Origin of the sequence: Saprospira grandis (genome assembly GCF_027594745.1) — a bacterium.
GTDB classification, from domain to species: Bacteria; Bacteroidota; Bacteroidia; order Chitinophagales; family Saprospiraceae; genus Saprospira; species Saprospira grandis.
In genome coordinates this window covers 4,167,431-4,184,908 of sequence record NZ_CP110854.1, presented here as the reverse complement: position 1 = coordinate 4,184,908, position 17,478 = coordinate 4,167,431, and the positions used below count along the sequence as shown (strand labels likewise).

Here is a 17,478-nt window from a genome sequence, read left to right as displayed (position 1 = left end):
ATGCGTGTCAAATTACCCCTAGCCAAGCGCTATCCTTTTGAAACTCCGCTTTCTATTCGCGTCAATGATTTAAATTACGGCAACCATTTGTCTAATGACCGTTTTCTAACGCTGGCCCATGAGGCGAGAATGCGTTTTTTTGCGCTATTGGGCTATAAAGAAACCGATTTTGCCGGAGAAGATCTCATCATGTCTGATGCGGCCCAAATGTTTTTGGCCGAAGGTTTTTGGGGCCAAGAAATTGTTATTCAAATTGCCGTAGGCGATATTTACAGCCTAGGTTTTGATTTGCACTATCGCTTTTTGCGGCCCGAAGACCAACAGGAAATGGCCCGCATCAAAACAGCTTTGCTTTGTTATAACTATCAAGCACAGAAGTTAGTGCGCCTGCCCAAGGAAGCCGCCGAAAAATTAGAAAAATATCAGGGTTTTTAAAGCAAAAAAAAAACGCCTAGCCAATTTGGCTAGGCGTTTATCATTTAAACGACTTTATCGGCACAGCTTGAGCTGGCAAAAGCATGAGGTTTGGCTTTAAATTCATAACCCATACCTCGAATATATCCCATGGCTTCTTTTAAGGCCACATTAGATTTAAAATTGCTATCCGTGCTGATGTCTGCATGAACTTCCAGTTGCACCCCATGGGCCGCAAAGATGTCAGTCAATTCATAAGCCACCGCAACCGATTTGGCTACCTCTGTAATCATTCGCTCTCGAATGCTCATTTGCCCAGTTTGCAGCTCTGGCTTAATGTACATAAAACCACCCTTGCCCTTACGCAGAAAAACAATCACCGTTGCAAAACTGATTTGCTTGCCTCGCACCTGCGAGTCTGTTCCAATGCAAACCTTTACGTCATGGCCCTCGGCCAATTCTTTTGCTAGGGTTTTGTCGACGGCTTCCTTAATAGGGAGCAAAATTCGACTTCCGTTTAGTTTTTGCCAATTCATTAGAATAGGATTTTGGGCGACCTAAGCCGCTGTCATAATAATCATGTGCTTTCGTTTTTTGTTGAAACACAATCACTTAAACTATGACAAGCTTTTTCAAGTTCCCAAAGCCCTGATTTATAGGCGGTAATATATTTTTTAGTAACTAGCTAATCTATTTAAGTTGTTGCTAGCCAGTAGTTTATGTTATTTGCTTATTTTTCTTTTAAGGCCAAATATTCGGCAATAATTTTTAGGTAATCAGCTCTTTCTGCAGCAAAACTATGAATAAAAGCCAATTTGATTTCCCCCGCTTCCAAAATAAAAACACCGGGCATCTGGCTAATATTTCCATACTCTTTACTAATGCTAGGCAAACTAAAGCCCTCGGCCAAAGCTTTCATGCCACCCACAAAAACTTTTAGCCCATACAACTGACTAAAGGTCCCTTTCTTCAAACCAAAATAAGCGTACAAACTTAAATCAGGGTCCGAAACATGCCCAATATCAGGTAGTTTAAAATTGCTGAGGCGTTTTGTGGCCAGCTCCTCTTGCGCCATATGGATAATAATAGGCAAAATACCTTGGCCCTCAATTTCTGCTCGCACCTTAGAAAGGTCCGACATCGTTTGCTTGCAAAATGTACAACCAAAATGACGTAAAAAAATAAGCAAAACAGGCTGCTTTTGCGAAAGCTCCAAAAGATTTTCATCTTTCTGAGTATATATTGCCTCGAGTATTTCTGGATCTACTTGCATCATAATTGTTTGCTTCTAGCCAAATTCATTTTCCCTTGACTGATTTCTTAGCAAGATACAACAGCAAGCAGAAAAAAAAAAGCTAGCGCCCAATTAGGGACACTAGCTTGTATACTTTAACAGACTGTTATAACTTCTCTATTTAGAAGCCGTCATCTGATCTTCTACAGGTACTTCTTTGAGCTGCACCATCATAACATCTTGAATAAGAGAGAGCTCTCTGGCTACTTCTACCGGAGAATCTACCGCAGCATTAGGCGCCAAAACCAAGCCTTCACTCATATCATCTACCTCAAATTGCTGAACAATAAGCAAATTGTGACTCGCCAAAAGCTCATTAAATTGCTCATCGCCCGTTTGGCTGTAATCTCCAGTATTGAAAATTTCGGCCCAAGAAGTAGCCGCATCATAAAGCACAACATAATTGTACTCTTTTTGCTCCATTTCATTGATCTTGGATAGGGCCGTCAAGCTCAAATCTTTCTGGCTTTGTCCCTTTTCAAAAGCAACTAAAGAAGGATAGTAATAAGCCTTGGCCTTTACTTTTTTCTGCTGCCCAGCTCTGGTTTTATCCATATCCTGCGCATTAACCACAGAAGAACTCAAATCTTTGCGGTCTACATTATTTTGACAAGCCGCAAATAGGCCTACTGCAAAAAGGAACAAAAGTAATTTTTTCATAGCGGTTTAGTTTTATAAGACTTTAGTGATCAGGGGAAAACTGAATTTCTCCCCTCAAAATTGGGGCCACAAAGGTATATTATTCTCTTTTCTTATCGATCATAAACTTGGAGCTTTTAAACAATTCAAAATTAGAACAAGGCTAAATAAGTTTTCTGTTCCCCAATAGGCCATTTTTTATTTTTTTAGGGGCCTCCGCTGCGGCTTCGCCTTGCGGCGCTACGTTTCAGGGCTCGCTGTTCGCTCGGCCCTTCGCAGGCTCTGCCTGCTCGGTCTGGCCTACGGCCCCCCTTGCACATCGCTAGGCCGCTCAACAGAATTGCTCGCTAGTAACTGTCGGCTTCGGCCGTTTTATTGGGCACTAAAAAATAAACTCAGTTCCCATTGTTGCAAGGGCAGGGGCCGAGCAGCCACCAACTGATATTCTGCTCCCCAAAGGTTGTGTACCTGCAGTTGTAAGCGAATAGGATATTGGGCCATTTTGCCCTTCCAAGCCAACTGCAGTTGGCCCAATTGATAAGCCGCCAAGGATTCCTCATTCAAAGCATCCAAATAGCGGGGACTATCCCAAAGATGATGGTAACCCAAACGCCAAGCTTTATATTGGTAGTTTACAGCAAAATTAGCCGAAAAAATGGGCCGATATTCCAGTTGCTTATCTCGTAAATCTGCAGAAGGACTCTTATGTCGACTAATACGGTTGTAGTTGGCGCCAATTTGCAGTTGCAACTGGCCCAACTTTTTCAAATTAAAGCTTTTTTCACTACTCCAACTAGCGCCTCTGGCCCAAACTGCAGCCAAATTTTGGGGCTCCCATAAAGCGGTGTTGGGGTTGGGCAGCCATAAAATCCAATTATCAACTTCCTGATTAAAAAAACTGAGCTGATGCCAGCCCCATCTTTGGTCTTGCCAAAAAATATTGAGCTCTTCTTGCCAGCCTTGTTCTAGTTCTAGCTCTTCTTGGCCCACCAAAGGCCAAAAGCGGTCATTTAGGGTGGGAAAGCGAATGCAGCGTTGCAAACTAACTTCTAGGCCCAGTCCCGCAGCCCAAATTTTTCTAAAACTCAAATGACCCGCAGGAAAAACACCCAAATTAGACCGATGGGCCAAGGAGAGTTGCCCCTCTAGTTGGCCGCCCAAAACAGCCTGCCTAAGGCCTAGCGATAAACGGCTTTGCTGCTCCTTTTTTATGTCTAGATAACTACTGCTTTGGACCTGGTTTTCTCCCCAGCGCCCATTAATGAGCAAAGCGCCATTTTTTAAGGCAAAAAACTGTTGGGCCTGCACAAAAACAGCTTGGGTCAGATGTTCTTCGCTATTCAAATTGCGGCTATAGGCCATATCCTGATAGAGGTAGCCCAAACGCGCCTGAAAAACAGAATGCTTAAAGCTTTTTTTCCAGCTCAGGCTGTTCCGCCAACTCAAGGTATTTTGTACTTCGCTGCTCGCCTGCTGGGCCTGCAAAAGTGTAGGCGGCAGCTCTTGCAGGTCCTTTTGGAGCCAACTTCTTAGGCCCATTTGGCCCTTAAAAAGAGGGAGATCTAAAGTATAAAGGGCAGCTTGACGAGCAGTTTCGGCCTGTTCTCTTCTTTTCCAGGGCTTGGGAAAGCCAAAAGCTTGTAGGTCTCGGTAAGGATAATCATTCACAGCAGATTGGACCAATAAGCGGAGCGATTGCCGCCAATTATTTTTGGCAAAAGCTAAGAGAAACTGCTGCTGCTGTCGGCTAAAACTGCCCAAACTACTTCCAAATCCTGCTTGCCAGCCTGCAAGCCGAGGCGATTTGCTGCGCATCAGTAAGCTACCGCCCAAAGCTTGGGGAACACTCAAGCCGCCAGCGCCTGCCTGCCAACTCAGCTGATCGATAAAAAAGAGGGGAATGAGATTGAGGTCGCTTTGGCCCAGCATGGGGTTGGCCAAACTGAAGCCCTCCCAGCGCAGGAGGTTTTGCTCTGGACCGCTGCCGCGGCTAGAGAGGGTAGCCAGTTGTCCTGGTCCATAGGAGCGGATATGGATACCCGCCTCTTTTTGCAATAAATTGGAGAGGCTTCGGCTACTTTCTTGTTTTAGCTCTAGGGTAGAAAACTCCTTTTTGCTAAAGGGCTTTTGTTCTGTTTTCTTTTGGGCCGAGACGGCCACGGTTTCTACCGAATCGCTCATGATTTGGGCCAATAACCCACTAGGCAGTAATAGCGCAAAAAGGGCGCAAAGCGCCCGCTTTTCTAGGCCTGTTTTCTTTTGGCCTAGCGATGTGCAGCAGTGGCCGAAGGCCAGACCAAAGCGGCCTAGCCGCTGCAGGGCCGAGCAGACCTGCGAGCTGCGAAACGACAACAAGAACTTTAGTTCGCAGTTCGACGACCAAAGGGAGTAACCGCCGACGAGCGAAGTGAGGTGGAGGCCCCAAAAAAAGGAAGAAAACAAAACGATACAAACTTTTTCAGGATAACTTAAATGATTTTAACCCCAACCCAAGCGCTTATACCCCCAATACAATACCGCCGACAAACTCAGGCCCAAAAAAGCGCCACAAAGGAGGTCCAAGGGAAAGTGAACACCCACATAGAGCTGCCCATAGGCAATGCTAAAGGCCCAAAGCAAAAAGCCGATCCAGAAGTAGGTTTTATAGGCTTTGTAATCGGTAGAAAGGAGTTGGGCAAAGAGATAGGCCAAGCCAAAATGATTGGTCGCATGAGAGGAGGTAAAGCTGTAGCCACTGCCACAGGTCACCAGCAAATGCAGTTCTTCTTCTAGGCTGGCCGTGCGGCAGGGCCGCAAGCGCATCACATTCTTTTTGAGCAATTGGCTGCTGAAGGTATCAAAGAGGAGTAGGCCCAGCCCCAAGAGCAAAAGAGGCTGCCAGACTTTGCTTTTGCGCTTATAAATGAGGCTGGCTAAAATGAGAATATATAAGGGAATCCAAGTCGTTTTTTCTCGCCAAATTGGAAAAATTTGGTCCAAAAAGGGGCTGTGCCAGCCCCCATTTATGGTCGTAAATAGCTGTTGGTCCCAAGCAATGAGTTCGGCTAGCATGCTTTAGCAATTAAGATCAAACGATTAGAGCTTTCTTCAGAAAAAGGATCCAGTTGGTAGTTGCCAAATTGGTCCAGAATTTCTAAACCCGCCTGAGCAAAAAGGGCTTGTAGGTCGGCCAACAAAAAGCCGCGCACCCGCTCCTGAAAGTTAAAGTTCTGCCCCTCGGCCTCAAAGCGAATATCCTTAACAATGTAGCCGTTTTCTACATAGCGACGAAGATGAAAAAGGACATCTTCTACCTGCTTTTCTTCGGCCAAAACGAGGTTCTGAATGACCTTATGCGCATTCATAAAGTCCATCACAAAAAAGCCATCTTTGGGCAGCATGTTTCGGACCTCTTTGAGGGTTTGTAGATGCTCTTCTTCGCTTTCAAAGTAGCCAAAACTAGTAAACAGATTAAGCACCGCATCAAATTGGCCCATATTTAATGGCGCTCGCATATCATGTACGGCAAAGCTAAGCCCTTGCTGGGCCTGCTCATTGGCGGCGGCAATGCTTTCGGGCGCCAAGTCTACGCCCAAAACTTCATAGCCTTGGCTATGCAAATAAATAGAATGACGGCCCTTGCCACAGGCCAAATCTAATAGGCGACTCCCTTTGTCTAAGTTCAAATGCGCCAAAAGATTACGCATGAATTCTTGCGCTTCTGCTTCGTTTCTGTTGTTGTATAGTAAGTGATAATAGGCCGAGTCAAACCAATCGGCAAACCATGTTGTAGACATAATGTATAGTAGTTTTGTGGCCTCAAAACTACGCCTATTCTAGCAATAAAAAAAAGGAATAGCGCTCAAAGCCCTTGGCCGACCGCCCAACAAATTGCTCTACGCTAAAGCTAATGTGCGGAAACTCGCCATCTAGTTTGATATAACCCGCTGCTTGCTCATATTCTAGGCCCAAATTACTGCCCCGATAGTAGTATTGGCCTTTGCGCTGCTCCGGAATCCTCAGCTCTATAGCCGCTTCTCCTTCTAGCTCTCCCCAGGCCAAATAGGCATCTATGGCGGGTAAATTGGGTAGTTTTAAACGGACCGATTGCTCGGATAGGCGCTCTATTTTTAAGCTTTGCTGCTCTAAAAATTGCTCTTCTTGCAAAACAAATAGTTCATCGCCTTTGCTAATCTGACTTTTTTCTTCGGCCACAAATTGGCTCCGTTCAACTTCGCCAGCAGACCAAGTTCCCACTATTTTGTCTAAGGGCAGGGCTTGTTCTTTTTGGACCAATTGGCTGCTGCTTTTGGGGGCCAAAAGATAGCGCAGTCCTTCCAAAAATAGCCAAAGTTCGGCCTTATTGTGCCGCAGCTCGGGCATTTCTTTATAAATATGGTCTATGCCCGCACTATCGAGCAAACGGCGCGCATAACGCATCCCATTGAGGCGGTCGGGCGCTTCTTGCATGCCCATGGTCATAAAAAAGCGATAGTCTTTTTCCTTAAAAAGTCCTAGGGTTTCGGCGGTAGTGGGGTAGCTACAACGGCTGCCCATTACCAAGGCGCCTTGGTAGCGCTGGGGCTGCCGCTGAGAAATGGCCCAGCTCAAATCGCCGCCCAAAGAGACGCCCGTCAGATAAATGCGTTGGCTGTCAATAGGGTAGCGGCCCAGATTGTTTTTTATGTCTTTTTCCAAACGGCGTTCATAGCGTTCAAAACAGGCCTTAAATCCTCGCCAAGAGTGATCTCTGCGGCTGCCTTTTCCCGCAGGCAAGAGCAGGGCAAAGGGCTGGGCTTGTTCGCCTGGGGCGGGCAGGGCGGCAATAATGCTGGCCAGTTTTTCTTGGTCCGAATCGCTTTTTTCGCTGCCCGCGGCCTTGGCATAGGCCTCAAACATATAGCGGGCATCGCCACTCGTAAAGGGCAGCATGACCAAGAGCGGATAGGGCCCTTCTCCAAATTCTTCTGGAGGCAAAATGAGTTTGCTGGCTACTGGAATATGGCTGCCATAATATTGCGCTTGCAAGCCACTGCAAAGCAAGAGCATAAAAACTAAAATTCTCATTTCTTTTTGTTTAGGATGGTTTAGGGGCCTGCCGCCTTTGGCGGCCGCTATGTTCGGCAGCTCGCTGCTCGCTCGGCCCTTCGCAAAAAACAAGTTTTTGCTCGGTCTGGCCTTCGGCCACTGCCTACCAGCGCTAGGCCCTGCCGGACTAGATCCAAAAGCGGTATTCCTCGCTGCGCTCCTCATTCGTCTATATGTCCCCGCCCACCCACCCCTCTACGGGATTCCCTAAGGAATCCCTCGGGCTGGCTGGCCGAGCTTTTTGGTCCAATGGCGGGCGGAGCCCGCCCGGCCGCAGGCCGAACGGCATAGCGCTGTGGAGCAGTGGCCGAAGGCCAGACCAAAGCGGCAAAGCCGCTGCAGGGCCGAGCGAAGAGCGAGCTGCGCAACCTAGCGCCCGCAGCCCCAAATAAAAGGGCTGCGGGATGCCCCTAAAAAACAGCAGCTCCCTTAATAATTTTGGCCGGAACGCCAACAGCCGTTACTCCTTTGGGCAAATCTCTATGGACCACAGCCCCGGCGCCAACCACCACCTCATCGGCAATTTTGATTCCTGGCAGAATCGTCGCCTGGGCCCCAATTCGGCAATTTTGACCAATTTGGACCGCCCCCAAAAGTAGGGCCTTAGGCGAAATCTCCGTATAAGCTCCCACTTTGACCTCATGATGCAGCTGCGCCCCCGCGTTAATCAGGGCGCCTTCTTCAATGCTCACCGAATTGCTGATCCAAACGCCCTGCATCAGGTTGAGGCCCTGGGACAATTGGTTGTCAAACTGGCCGATATAGACATCTTGGGCCTGAATACTTTGGAGCTGCCCGCCTGCGGCTCGGCCAATTTGGGCCAAAATTCGGCGGACCTTAGGACTACCCACCCCCAAAACAAAATCTGGAGCCTGGGCAAAATGCGCCCGCAGCTGCTCCTCCTGGTACAAAACGGGAAAGCGATCATAGACCCAAGAGGGCGCACTTCTGGTATTGTCAAAAAAGCAAAGGCCCTCCAATTGTCCATTTTGGGCGGTCAATTCTAAAATTTCGAGGGCATGTCCCCCAGCTCCCATGATCAGCATAGGCTTATTTTAGGGCGTTATGAATCACATTAGTAATTAGCTTCATTTCGGCCTCAGAAAGCTCTACATACATGGGTAGGCAAAGCACTCGTTTAGAGATATCCTCGGCAAGGGGACAGCTTTGTTGGTCCACATAATTTAGTGAATTAAGGGCGGGATAAAAATAGCGGCGGGGGTAAATCCAGTGGCTATTTAGGGCTTTGACCGTTTGGAGCAGGGCCTCTTCTGTCTCAAAAATGATGGGATAATAAGAATAATTGGGTTGCGCTTGGGCCAAGATTTTGGGTTGGCTGAGGGGAAGGCCTTTGAGGGCCTTATCATAATAGGCTTTTTGGTCCAAACGAGATTGGCGAATGCGGGCAATATGTTTGAGATTGACCAAGCCCATAGCGGCATGAAACTCTGAGTTTTTACCATTGATGCCCACCTCCGCAAAGCTTTCTGGACCATCATGGCCAAAGTTGCGCATATAGCCGAGGCGCTGCGCAATTTCTTCGGAAGGGCTCATCACGGCACCGCCTTCAATCGTATGAAAAAGCTTGGTAGCATGAAAGCTACAAGTACTCACATCGCCAAAAGCGAAGACCGATTGGCCCTTATACTCGCTACCAAAGCAGTGAGCGGCATCATAAATGACCTTTAGATTATGTTTATCGGCAATTTTTTGGATAGCGTCAATGTCGCAGGGATTACCATAGACATGGGTGGCCAAAATAGCCGAAGTATTTGGACCAATATGCTGTTCCAATAAATTGGGGTCAATATTTAGCGTTTCGGGATCAATATCGACAAAAACGGCCCGGCAGTTCTCCCAAACGATACTGCTGGTTGTGGCCACATAAGAAAAGGGCGTGGTTAGGATCTCGCCTTGTAGGTCTAGGGCCTTGATCGCAATTTGTAGGGCAATCGTTCCATTGCTTAAAAAATGCAAATAGGGCAATTGCAAATAGTTTTTAAGCTCGGCCTCTAGTTCATTGACCAAAGGACCATTATTAGTGAGCCAGCCTCTTTGCCAGATAGCAGAAAGATAGGCTTCATATTCGGCCTGAGGGGCCAAAAAAGGTTTGGTTACGTTAATCATAGCGATAATTTGCGAATAATCTGATCATAGACTTCTGCGACTTGATCGGGCGAACGGTATTTTTGGGCCAATTCGGCAGCCTCCTCGCGCTTAGCCAATAAAGGGGCTAAAGCTTTAAAATAATCTTGATAATTGGGCTGGGGAACCTCTAGGTTAATAATAATTCCCCCTTTTTGTTCTTTTTGGATAATATCGGAATCATCTCCCACATTTAGAGAGACGAGAATAGGAAGACCTGCCGCCCAATATTCTCCATTTTTGATAGGAGAAGAAAAGGGCCGAGAGGGCGTCGGTTTAACCAAGGAAAATGCAAAATCTGCGGCAGATAGATAATTGGGCACCTCATTATGAGCTACTAAATCATGAAAGTATTGATTCTCTGGAAAATTAACTTCGGCAAGTTTAGCTTTTACTTCCGCTTTTGGTGCAGGACTCAACAGACAAAAGAAAAAGCGATCTTGATAGTAATCGGCGGCAGCCTTAAAGAGCCGAAAGGCTTCCTCATCATAGTAGTTGTCGCCAAATTTACCCAAATAGAGCCCAATAACAGTATCTTCCGATAGTCCTAGTTTGGCCCTAGTTTCGGCTCTTTTATTTTCATCAAAAGCAAAGCGCTCTAAAGGGACCGTACAAGGGACTGTATAGACCTTATTGGCTGAAATGCCTTCTTTTTCAATAAGTTGCTGCTGGTAGTTGTAGCTCACCCCAACAATTGCATCGGCGGTAGCTTTGGTTTGGGCCTCCTTCTTTCTCTGAAACTGAGTTTTGATGCCATTGGGCGACCAAACGCCTGATTCGACCATATAGTCGGCATGGGGCTCAAAAGATTCAACCATATACGGAATGCCTAGTTTCTCCTTCACCAAATGCCCAATACCACTGGCCATAGAAGAGCGGCAAATGAGAAAGTCGGGCTTTTGTGCTTTGGCAGCGGCTAGAATAGTAGACTGTATTCGCCACCAATCAGCGGCTTTGGTCAGTAAATGCAGCCCCATATTTTTAGAAAAAATAGGGTAGTGGCTGGTTTTTGGAATAGGCGGCAGCTCATCCTTAAATTTCTGGTCTTCTGCTCGTTCTACCGTAAAAAAGTGAATGGCCGTTACATCTTCTCTTTGGGCCAATATTTTCAAATGAGGATAAACAGTAGATACGGTCAGGCCCTCTTTGACGCCCCAATAAGAGATATAAAATAGAATCATGCTTTAAAATATCGTTGTAAAACTGGGCCTAGGGCCGAAAATTGTTTTGCTCGAAGGTAAGATAAAAACATGATGCGCAAAATTCGCTTTTTGAGGTAGCGAATATGAATCATCGGAACGGTTTTTAGCTTTTTCACCTCCGCCAATAATTCCCAATAGCCCATCTCTAAGCCTTTGAGGTTGCTCATGGCAGAAACATTGCCCTGACGATAGCGCAAAACGGGAGTCTGAACGGCCGCATATTGCCCACCTTCTGCCGCCAACTGAATATAAAAAAGGAGGTCTTCCGCATGGGTCATGCCCATTTTGAGCTGATAGTTTTTATTGGGCTGGCATCGAATCATCCAACTTGGACCAAAAAAAGATTGTCCGCCCAAACGAACCAAGTCAATCAAAGGGTTGCCCTTCCAATTGGGCTGCACTTCTCGAACCGTTTGCTCTAGCCACTCATCTTGGATCAAAATCTGCCCATCTACAAAAGAAAGTTGCTCATCCTGGGCAAAAAGCGCCAAACGATCCGCTAAACTATTAGGCGGCAGGGCATCATCGGCATCCAAAAAACAAAAAAAATCAGCCTGCATATCTTTTAGGGCCAAATTGCGGGCCGCACTAACCCCCTGATTTTCTTGCTTGAAATAAACAATCCGAGGGTCTTCAAATTGAAGAATGATCTCTTCCGTCATGTCCCGACTACCATCATTCACAATCCGCAATTGCCAATTAGTATGACTTTGGTCTAAGACAGATTGAATGGCTGTGGCAATATATTTCTCCGCATGATAAGCGGGCATAATGATCGCCACCAATGGCGGACTAACTGACATACAATAAGGCTTAATCTAAAAATTGGGCAATTTTTTCTAGCTGTTGCTCATACTGAAATTGCTGGGCAAAGGCCAAACGCTTGGCCTTTAAGGCCGGCTTGTTCAATTGCTCCACTTTTTTCAAACTTTGGGCAAAGCGCTCGGGCAAATCTTCTAGCTTTTCTGCCATAACCAATAGGTCTTGCCGACCTTGATAGTCTGCAGTAGGACTAGCCACAACCAAATTTCCCGTACTCAAATATTCTAATACTTTCTGTGGATTGGCCACCTTATCCGCAAATTGCTCACTATCATAGCAAACCAAAAAAAGATCCATAGTCTGAACCAATTCGGTCATGCGCTTCCGCATCAAACTACCATACATACGGACATTGGGCGATCCCATTAAATACTCTACAAAGGGGTCTTCCCAGGTTTTATTGCCCTCCAAGGCCAAGTTGCTGTTCTTCACAAATGGCCCAATCATATGAAATTCTACAGTAGGATGCTGCCGTATAAGTTGCTGAAATAACTCTGTGGCAATAAATTCATTTTGCAAATTCCCCACATAACCACAACGCAAACGCCCCGTCGTAAACTGTGTATTGGACCGAATCCGCTCCGAACGCTTTTCTGCCGTGATAAAGGCCGGGTGCAAGGCATGCTCAAATTGCATTTTTTTGGCCTTGCCCTCAGGCAAAGAGGCCAGCAATGGACTCGATAAGGCCAATACCAAATCCGCCGTCCGCATAACCGCCTGCGCATGCTCCGCCTTTTCTTGCCATTCCTCCAAATAAAAAATCGACTTTTGCGCCCCAAATACAGAAAGATCGCCAAATGCAGAACAATGAAAACTGAAAAGCAAGTCTATAGGCTTGGCAATGAGCTTTAAAATTCGCTTGGCCTGACTAAGCTCCGAGGAAGTCCCCCACAACCCAAAAATAGGCTTGGGCAAACGATAATCTACCACAAACAAATTCTCTTCCTCGGCCTGTGGGGTCACCGAATTAAATTGAGAAGGCGGATTGACAAAATATACCTGATTTCCCCTACGAGCTAAAAAACGCGCATAAAGTTGCCTTGCCGGAGAGTCTACTCCCCAGGCTTTGGGAGATAAAATGACTATTGTTTTCTCGCTAAATTCCATAAGGGCTTTGCCATCTGCTTTGTCTCAAAAGCCCAAAACTAAGGCTTTTTTCAAATTTTAAGGAATCTCTCTTCAATTTTAAAGCTTTGTTTTTTTGGGGCCCGCGGCCGCCCTAATTAGCGGGGCGGCCGCCGCTAGGCTCCGCCGCTCGCAAGTCTGCTCGGCCCTGCAGCCGCCTGCGGCGGCTTGGGTCTGGCCTTCGGCCACGGCTGCGCAGCGCTGGGCCTCTGGCCCTGCGGGCCAAGGGGGCTCCGCCCCCTATTTATTGACCCAACTCCCACTGAATGCCCTGACAGACATAAAGGGCGGCCGTTTCGGTCCGTAAACGACTATGCCCCAAACTCACCGACTGAAAACCAGCGGCCTCGGCCATTTCTACTTCCGGCCAAGAAAAGTCGCCCTCTGGTCCCAATAAAATTAGAATTTCTTCCTTAAGCCCAATTGTTTTTGGACAAGCCGCTTTCAATAAGGGCAAATCCGAAGCATGACAATGGGCAATAAACCGATGCTGGGCAGTTTGCTGAGGCAAAAAGTCAGTGAGCTTCTGCAATTCGCCCCATTCAGGCAATACCCATTTATGCGATTGCTTAGCCGCCGAAAGGGCTATCCGCTGCAAACGGTCCATCCGAACCTTTTTGCGCTCCGATTGCTGGCTCAAGAATAAACTGATTTTATTTACGCCCACTTCTACGGCCTTTTCTACCAACCACTCCATGCGATCCATGTTTTTGGTAGGGGCCAAAGCCAAATGCAAAGAAAAGGACCACGGTAAGGGCCGCTCTTCCTGCTCCAATATATCTAAGCGGGCTTCTCGCTTGCTCGTTTTGGCAATTTGGGCCAAATAATAATGCCCCCGCCCATCAAAAAGATGAAGCTGATCCCCCTCTTTTTTACGTAAGGTTTTGCAAGCATGACGAAATTCATCTTCTTCTAGTATGGCTTGTTGTCCCTGAATGTTTGGACAATAAAAGAGTTGCATAGTCTTAGTTAATAGCGTAGATGTAATAAATCTTTCCCCAAATTTGCTGCCGTAGCGCCCTAGGCCGAAAACGAAGCCGCTGCTCTATTCCAAGCAGTAAACGCCAAGCCCCCGACGAACGATAACCCAAGGAAATGGCCAAGCGGTTTTCATATTGCCCACCCTCAGGCCGCCAGCCCGGCAGTAGCTCTTCTGAGGCCTGCCAATATAGCTCTTTTGCATTGATTTTTTGGCCCATTAAGGGACGTTCTAGCGATAGCCGATACCGCAAGCGGTATTCGGGCCGCCGCTGCCCCCCCAGTTGCCCTCCAAACGAAAACGATGACCCAATTGCCCTACCGATAATTTTTGCCCCCAAGCCAGTTGCTGAATAAAACGATGACTAATGGCTTGGCCCGCATCCTGAGCCAAACGATATCCCCAAGCCAATTTTAAGCCCCTATTCGTTTTGTAATCTAGAAAGTATTGGGCGTTGAAACTACTATGCACCAAAGGCGGAAACTGCGCAAAATGCTCTAGCTTGAAGCCAGAACGCCAGTTGTTGTTATGCTTGTAGCGCAAAAGGAGTTCGGACAAAATACCCTGCTCTTGCTTAAATTCTTGAGCATAAAGCAACCCACTATTAAAGAGGAAAAAGAAAAGAATAAACCGCATAGAGAAAGAAATTGGATGGGCTTCCCCAGCTTAACACTGCACAGGACCTTTTCGGTAGGTTAAAACCCACCGCAATAATGGTATCGCTTCGCGATGATATAGAAATGAGGATTGAAACCCTCATCTATTTAGGGCCCCAAAAAATACTAATAATCTAATTGCCAGCTACTGGCGTCTACTTCTATCAACTGCTCTTGCCGAAGAATTTGGCCCTCTGCCGTAAATAGAAACTCCCAAAGCTGCCAGCTTTGGCCATCATTCCCCTTGATGATGAGTTCATAAGCAGAGGGAATAAGCGGTTTTTTAGCCTGCAATTGCTGGGCTAAATCCTGCTCTGGGCCAGTCAGTTGCAGCTGTAGCTTGCGAATGCGATAACGCTTAAATTGCTGTTCTAGGGCTTGCTCTATCGGCTGCCTAATCTCTGGCGCCAGCTTTTTCCACTTCTGGCGAACCTCAATATCTTCTAGCTGCCCCGCTGCATCATACTCCACACTATGGCAATGGCCCCGATAGCGAAATTTGGCCTCATAACTATAGCTTTCCTTTTGGTACTCTTGGTAAAATTTGGCCCTTTTGGGGAGCTGCCCATAGAGCGCTTGCAGACTTTCCTGCATGGCAGGAGGGAGCTTGTCGTAGCGAGAACGCTTTTCAAATTCTACCTTTTGGGCCAAGAGGCTAAAGGGGAGCAGCAGCAAGAGAATTAGCGGTATTTTTTCCAATACTGATCGAGTTTTTGTTTAAACTTATGCTCTTGAGCGTTTTGAGCCGGCTCATAAAGTTTATGCCCCCGCAGGGCTTCGGGCATAAATTCTTGCTCCACAAAATGGCCGGGATAAGCATGTGAGTAAAGATAGCCATCGCCAAAACCCTCTTGTCGGTCCTCCTGAGAGCGAGGGTTCCGAAGGGCCAGTGGCACCTCTAGTTGTCCGGTTTTTTCCACTAGCTCCATCGCCTTATTGATGGCCTGATAAGCGGAATTGCTTTTGGGCGAACAGGCCAAATAAATCACGGTCTGCGAGAGAATAATCCGAGATTCGGGATAGCCAATGCGGTCCACGGCCTCAAAACATTGATTGGCCAAAAGGATGGCGTTGGGATTGGCCAGCCCAATATCCTCACTAGCCGAAATAATCAATCTTCGGGCAATAAACTTGAGGTCTTCGCCTCCCGCCAACATCCGCGCCAGCCAATAAAGGGCGGCATTGGGGTCCGAGCCACGGATAGATTTGATCAGGGCAGAGGTCACGGCATAATGCCAGTCGCCATTTTTGTCATAGGCGGCCAGATTCTCTTGTAAGACCTCCGCCAATAGATCGGCCGTAATGCGCAAAGGCTGCTTGGGGTCGCTATGGCTACCCACCAACAACTCTAAGATATTGAGCAGTTTACGCGCATCTCCGCCAGCATATTGTTGCAGGGCCTCGGCATCGACAATCTCTACCTCATATTGTTGGAGCAATTCATCTTTGGCCAAGGCTTGCTCGGCAATGCTTTGTAGTTGCTGGGCCGTTAGGGGCCGCAGACGATAGATCTGGCAGCGAGAGCGCAGGGCCCGAATGACCTCAAAAGAAGGGTTTTCGGTGGTGGCGCCCAAAAGGGTAACTACCCCTTGCTCTACCGCAGAGAGCAAAGCATCTTGTTGCGATTTGCTAAAGCGATGAATCTCATCAATAAAGAGCAAGGGACTTTTCCCTTGTTGAAAGAGGTTTTGTTTTTTGGCCCTTTGCAATAATTCTCGCAGTTCTTTGACGCCAGCATCTACAGCCGAGAGGCTATGCAGTGGGCGGCCAGATTCTTGGGCCAGCAAGCGGGCCAAGGTCGTTTTACCAATACCCGGAGGTCCCCAAAGAATCAGGGAGGGCAACTGGCCCGATTGGAGCATATTGCGAAGCGGGGCGCCTGCACCCAACAAATGTTCTTGGCCCATATAATCATCTAGGCTTTGGGGGCGCAGGCGTTCGGCTAATGGTTGCATTAAAACTTAATTTTTCCAGCCTTGGCCATTTCTGCATAGGCCTTGGCAAAATAACTCAAAATCACTTTGGCCCCAGCTCGGTGGATGCTCATGAGCATTTCGGGCATGGCCTTTTCAAAATCCAGCCAACCCTTTTCGCAAGCGGCCGAGAGCATGGCACATTCGCCACTTACATTATAGGCGGCAATGGGCAGCTCAAAGTTTTGGTTAAGCAAAGCAATAATATCGAGATAAGGCAAAGCGGGTTTTACCATCAAATAATCGGCTCCCTCTGCGGCATCCAATCGTCCTTCAATAAGGGCTTCTCGGCTATTGGCGGGACTCATCTGGTAGGTCTTTTTATCGCCAGCTTTTGGGGCAGAGTCTAGGGCATCTCTAAAGGGACCATAAAAAGCCGAGGCATATTTGGCCGTATAAGACATAATGGAGGTATGCCCAAAACCGGCCTGGTCTAGGGTCTGGCGAATATGGGCCACACGGCCATCCATCATATCGCTGGGACCAATAATATCTACGCCCGCCTGAGCTTGGGCCAAGGCCATTTTGCTCAAAATGGGTAAGGTCTCATCATTTAGAATTTGGCCGTATTCGTCTACTAAGCCATCATGTCCATCCGAGCTATAAGGATCCATAGCCACATCGGTCATCAAACAAGCTTCTGGAAACTCCTCTTTGATGCGGCGCAAAGCATGCAGATAAAAATTCTCTTCGGCATAGCTATAAGAGGCCACTTTATCCTTAAAATCTTCGGGCACAGCCGGAAAAAGCACAAAGCTTTGCAGGCCCAAATTCATACAGCTTTCAATTTCCGTTAAAAGAAGTTCTAGGCTCCAGCGGTAGTTGCCGGGCAAAGAGCTCACTTCTTCTTTAACGCCTTCTCCTTGGACCAAAAAGAGGGGATACATCAAGCGATCTACCGTAAGATGATGCTCTTGAATATGGGCTCGGACGGCGGGGTTTTTTCTGTTGCGGCGGGGCCGACTTTGATTATATGGAAACATTTTTTATCGTTTTGTTCTGGCCGAAAGTTAAAAATAAGCGCCTTAAAAACGAGGGCTTCTCCCTTTTTTTACCGCAAACTGACAAAGCAGCCCTTTGAAAACTGCTCTCTGCTGTCCTTCTCCTTTTCTAGCTGCAGATTTGGGGCCCGCGGCCAGCTTTGCTGGCCGCCGCTATGCTG

The 17,478-nt window shown here is 47.3% G+C and carries 18 protein-coding genes and 1 pseudogene; 1 reads left to right on the top strand and 18 read right to left on the bottom strand.

The genetic code is table 11. The features are described from left to right. Window positions 1-435: an acyl-CoA thioesterase gene (locus tag OP864_RS16430; protein ID WP_270099233.1), complete on the top strand. Its 435-nt coding sequence runs from the start codon at window positions 1-3 to the stop codon at window positions 433-435. A 44-nt stretch (window positions 436-479) separates the two neighbouring features. Here the strand turns inward: OP864_RS16430 and OP864_RS16425 are convergent, their stop codons facing one another. From OP864_RS16425 to hemB, 18 genes and pseudogenes are all read right to left on the bottom strand, one after another. Further along, on the bottom strand, window positions 480-950 hold the full coding sequence (locus OP864_RS16425; protein ID WP_270099232.1) for a ribonuclease H-like YkuK family protein: 471 nt from the start codon (window positions 948-950) through the stop codon (window positions 480-482). Window positions 951-1,144: 194 nt separating this feature from the next. Then, complete coding sequence (locus OP864_RS16420) at window positions 1,145-1,690, bottom strand: SelL-related redox protein (RefSeq protein ID WP_270099231.1); 546 nt, start codon at window positions 1,688-1,690, stop codon at window positions 1,145-1,147. 135 nt (window positions 1,691-1,825) lie between these two features. Then, window positions 1,826-2,368 (bottom strand): hypothetical protein, encoded by a 543-nt coding sequence (locus OP864_RS16415; RefSeq protein WP_015694445.1) that lies wholly within the window; start codon window positions 2,366-2,368, stop codon window positions 1,826-1,828. Between the two features lie 351 nt (window positions 2,369-2,719). Beyond that, complete coding sequence (locus OP864_RS16410; protein WP_270099230.1) at window positions 2,720-4,528, bottom strand: TonB-dependent receptor plug domain-containing protein; 1,809 nt, start codon at window positions 4,526-4,528, stop codon at window positions 2,720-2,722. A 297-nt stretch (window positions 4,529-4,825) separates the two neighbouring features. Further along, window positions 4,826-5,398: a phosphatase PAP2 family protein gene (locus OP864_RS16405; RefSeq protein WP_002661068.1), complete on the bottom strand. Its 573-nt coding sequence runs from the start codon at window positions 5,396-5,398 to the stop codon at window positions 4,826-4,828. Further along, a pseudogene (locus OP864_RS16400) lies at window positions 5,392-6,147 on the bottom strand (SAM-dependent methyltransferase); the annotation flags it as partial. The pseudogene OP864_RS16400 and the gene OP864_RS16405, both read right to left, overlap by 7 nt. A gap of 10 nt (window positions 6,148-6,157) precedes the next feature. Beyond that, window positions 6,158-7,393, bottom strand: a complete 1,236-nt coding sequence (locus tag OP864_RS16395) for an alpha/beta hydrolase (RefSeq protein WP_270099229.1) — start codon at window positions 7,391-7,393, stop codon at window positions 6,158-6,160. A 431-nt stretch (window positions 7,394-7,824) separates the two neighbouring features. Continuing rightward, entirely contained in the window at window positions 7,825-8,460 is a 636-nt protein-coding gene (locus OP864_RS16390; RefSeq protein WP_270099228.1) for a NeuD/PglB/VioB family sugar acetyltransferase, read from the bottom strand. Between the two features lie 4 nt (window positions 8,461-8,464). Beyond that, window positions 8,465-9,541 carry a DegT/DnrJ/EryC1/StrS family aminotransferase gene (locus OP864_RS16385; protein ID WP_270099227.1) on the bottom strand — a complete coding sequence of 359 codons (1,077 nt, stop codon included), beginning with the start codon at window positions 9,539-9,541 and terminating at the stop codon, window positions 8,465-8,467. Further along, on the bottom strand, window positions 9,538-10,740 hold the full coding sequence (locus OP864_RS16380; RefSeq protein WP_270099226.1) for a glycosyltransferase: 1,203 nt from the start codon (window positions 10,738-10,740) through the stop codon (window positions 9,538-9,540). Before OP864_RS16380 ends, OP864_RS16385 begins: the two co-directional genes overlap by 4 nt. Continuing rightward, window positions 10,737-11,564, bottom strand: a complete 828-nt coding sequence (locus OP864_RS16375; protein WP_270099225.1) for a glycosyltransferase family A protein — start codon at window positions 11,562-11,564, stop codon at window positions 10,737-10,739. The genes OP864_RS16380 and OP864_RS16375 overlap by 4 nt, the downstream gene beginning before the upstream one ends. A 10-nt stretch (window positions 11,565-11,574) precedes the next feature. Continuing rightward, window positions 11,575-12,690 (bottom strand): glycosyltransferase, encoded by a 1,116-nt coding sequence (locus OP864_RS16370; protein ID WP_270099224.1) that lies wholly within the window; start codon window positions 12,688-12,690, stop codon window positions 11,575-11,577. 262 nt (window positions 12,691-12,952) lie between these two features. Next, the gene (locus OP864_RS16365) at window positions 12,953-13,669 is read right to left on the bottom strand and encodes an RsmE family RNA methyltransferase (protein WP_270099223.1); all 717 of its coding nucleotides are present in this window, start codon (window positions 13,667-13,669) and stop codon (window positions 12,953-12,955) included. A gap of 4 nt (window positions 13,670-13,673) precedes the next feature. After that, entirely contained in the window at window positions 13,674-13,907 is a 234-nt protein-coding gene (locus tag OP864_RS16360; RefSeq protein WP_270099222.1) for a hypothetical protein, read from the bottom strand. A gap of 11 nt (window positions 13,908-13,918) precedes the next feature. Continuing rightward, complete coding sequence (locus OP864_RS16355) at window positions 13,919-14,323, bottom strand: DUF2490 domain-containing protein (RefSeq protein ID WP_270099221.1); 405 nt, start codon at window positions 14,321-14,323, stop codon at window positions 13,919-13,921. A gap of 146 nt (window positions 14,324-14,469) precedes the next feature. Next, window positions 14,470-15,042, bottom strand: coding sequence for a hypothetical protein (locus OP864_RS16350; RefSeq protein WP_270099220.1), 573 nt, complete (start codon window positions 15,040-15,042; stop codon window positions 14,470-14,472). Then, window positions 15,024-16,298 carry a replication-associated recombination protein A gene (locus OP864_RS16345; RefSeq protein WP_270099219.1) on the bottom strand — a complete coding sequence of 425 codons (1,275 nt, stop codon included), beginning with the start codon at window positions 16,296-16,298 and terminating at the stop codon, window positions 15,024-15,026. Before OP864_RS16345 ends, OP864_RS16350 begins: the two co-directional genes overlap by 19 nt. Then, complete coding sequence (hemB, locus tag OP864_RS16340; protein ID WP_270099218.1) at window positions 16,298-17,299, bottom strand: porphobilinogen synthase; 1,002 nt, start codon at window positions 17,297-17,299, stop codon at window positions 16,298-16,300. The genes OP864_RS16345 and hemB overlap by 1 nt, the downstream gene beginning before the upstream one ends. Window positions 17,300-17,478: the final 179 nt, after the last annotated feature.

Bases quoted from the DNA above. Each gene is read 5' to 3' on its own strand.
- OP864_RS16430 (WP_270099233.1), top strand. From the start codon at position 1: ATGCGTGTCAAATTACCCCTAGCCAAGCGCTATCCTTTTGAAACTCCG.
- OP864_RS16425 (WP_270099232.1), bottom strand. From the start codon at position 950: ATGAATTGGCAAAAACTAAACGGAAGTCGAATTTTGCTCCCTATTAAG.
- OP864_RS16420 (WP_270099231.1), bottom strand. From the start codon at position 1,690: ATGATGCAAGTAGATCCAGAAATACTCGAGGCAATATATACTCAGAAA.
- OP864_RS16415 (WP_015694445.1), bottom strand. From the start codon at position 2,368: ATGAAAAAATTACTTTTGTTCCTTTTTGCAGTAGGCCTATTTGCGGCT.
- OP864_RS16410 (WP_270099230.1), bottom strand. From the start codon at position 4,528: ATGAGCGATTCGGTAGAAACCGTGGCCGTCTCGGCCCAAAAGAAAACA.
- OP864_RS16405 (WP_002661068.1), bottom strand. From the start codon at position 5,398: ATGCTAGCCGAACTCATTGCTTGGGACCAACAGCTATTTACGACCATA.
- OP864_RS16395 (WP_270099229.1), bottom strand. From the start codon at position 7,393: ATGAGAATTTTAGTTTTTATGCTCTTGCTTTGCAGTGGCTTGCAAGCG.
- OP864_RS16390 (WP_270099228.1), bottom strand. From the start codon at position 8,460: ATGCTGATCATGGGAGCTGGGGGACATGCCCTCGAAATTTTAGAATTG.
- OP864_RS16385 (WP_270099227.1), bottom strand. From the start codon at position 9,541: ATGATTAACGTAACCAAACCTTTTTTGGCCCCTCAGGCCGAATATGAA.
- OP864_RS16380 (WP_270099226.1), bottom strand. From the start codon at position 10,740: ATGATTCTATTTTATATCTCTTATTGGGGCGTCAAAGAGGGCCTGACC.
- OP864_RS16375 (WP_270099225.1), bottom strand. From the start codon at position 11,564: ATGTCAGTTAGTCCGCCATTGGTGGCGATCATTATGCCCGCTTATCAT.
- OP864_RS16370 (WP_270099224.1), bottom strand. From the start codon at position 12,690: ATGGAATTTAGCGAGAAAACAATAGTCATTTTATCTCCCAAAGCCTGG.
- OP864_RS16365 (WP_270099223.1), bottom strand. From the start codon at position 13,669: ATGCAACTCTTTTATTGTCCAAACATTCAGGGACAACAAGCCATACTA.
- OP864_RS16360 (WP_270099222.1), bottom strand. From the start codon at position 13,907: ATGGGCCAAAAAATCAATGCAAAAGAGCTATATTGGCAGGCCTCAGAA.
- OP864_RS16355 (WP_270099221.1), bottom strand. From the start codon at position 14,323: ATGCGGTTTATTCTTTTCTTTTTCCTCTTTAATAGTGGGTTGCTTTAT.
- OP864_RS16345 (WP_270099219.1), bottom strand. From the start codon at position 16,298: ATGCAACCATTAGCCGAACGCCTGCGCCCCCAAAGCCTAGATGATTAT.
- hemB (WP_270099218.1), bottom strand. From the start codon at position 17,299: ATGTTTCCATATAATCAAAGTCGGCCCCGCCGCAACAGAAAAAACCCC.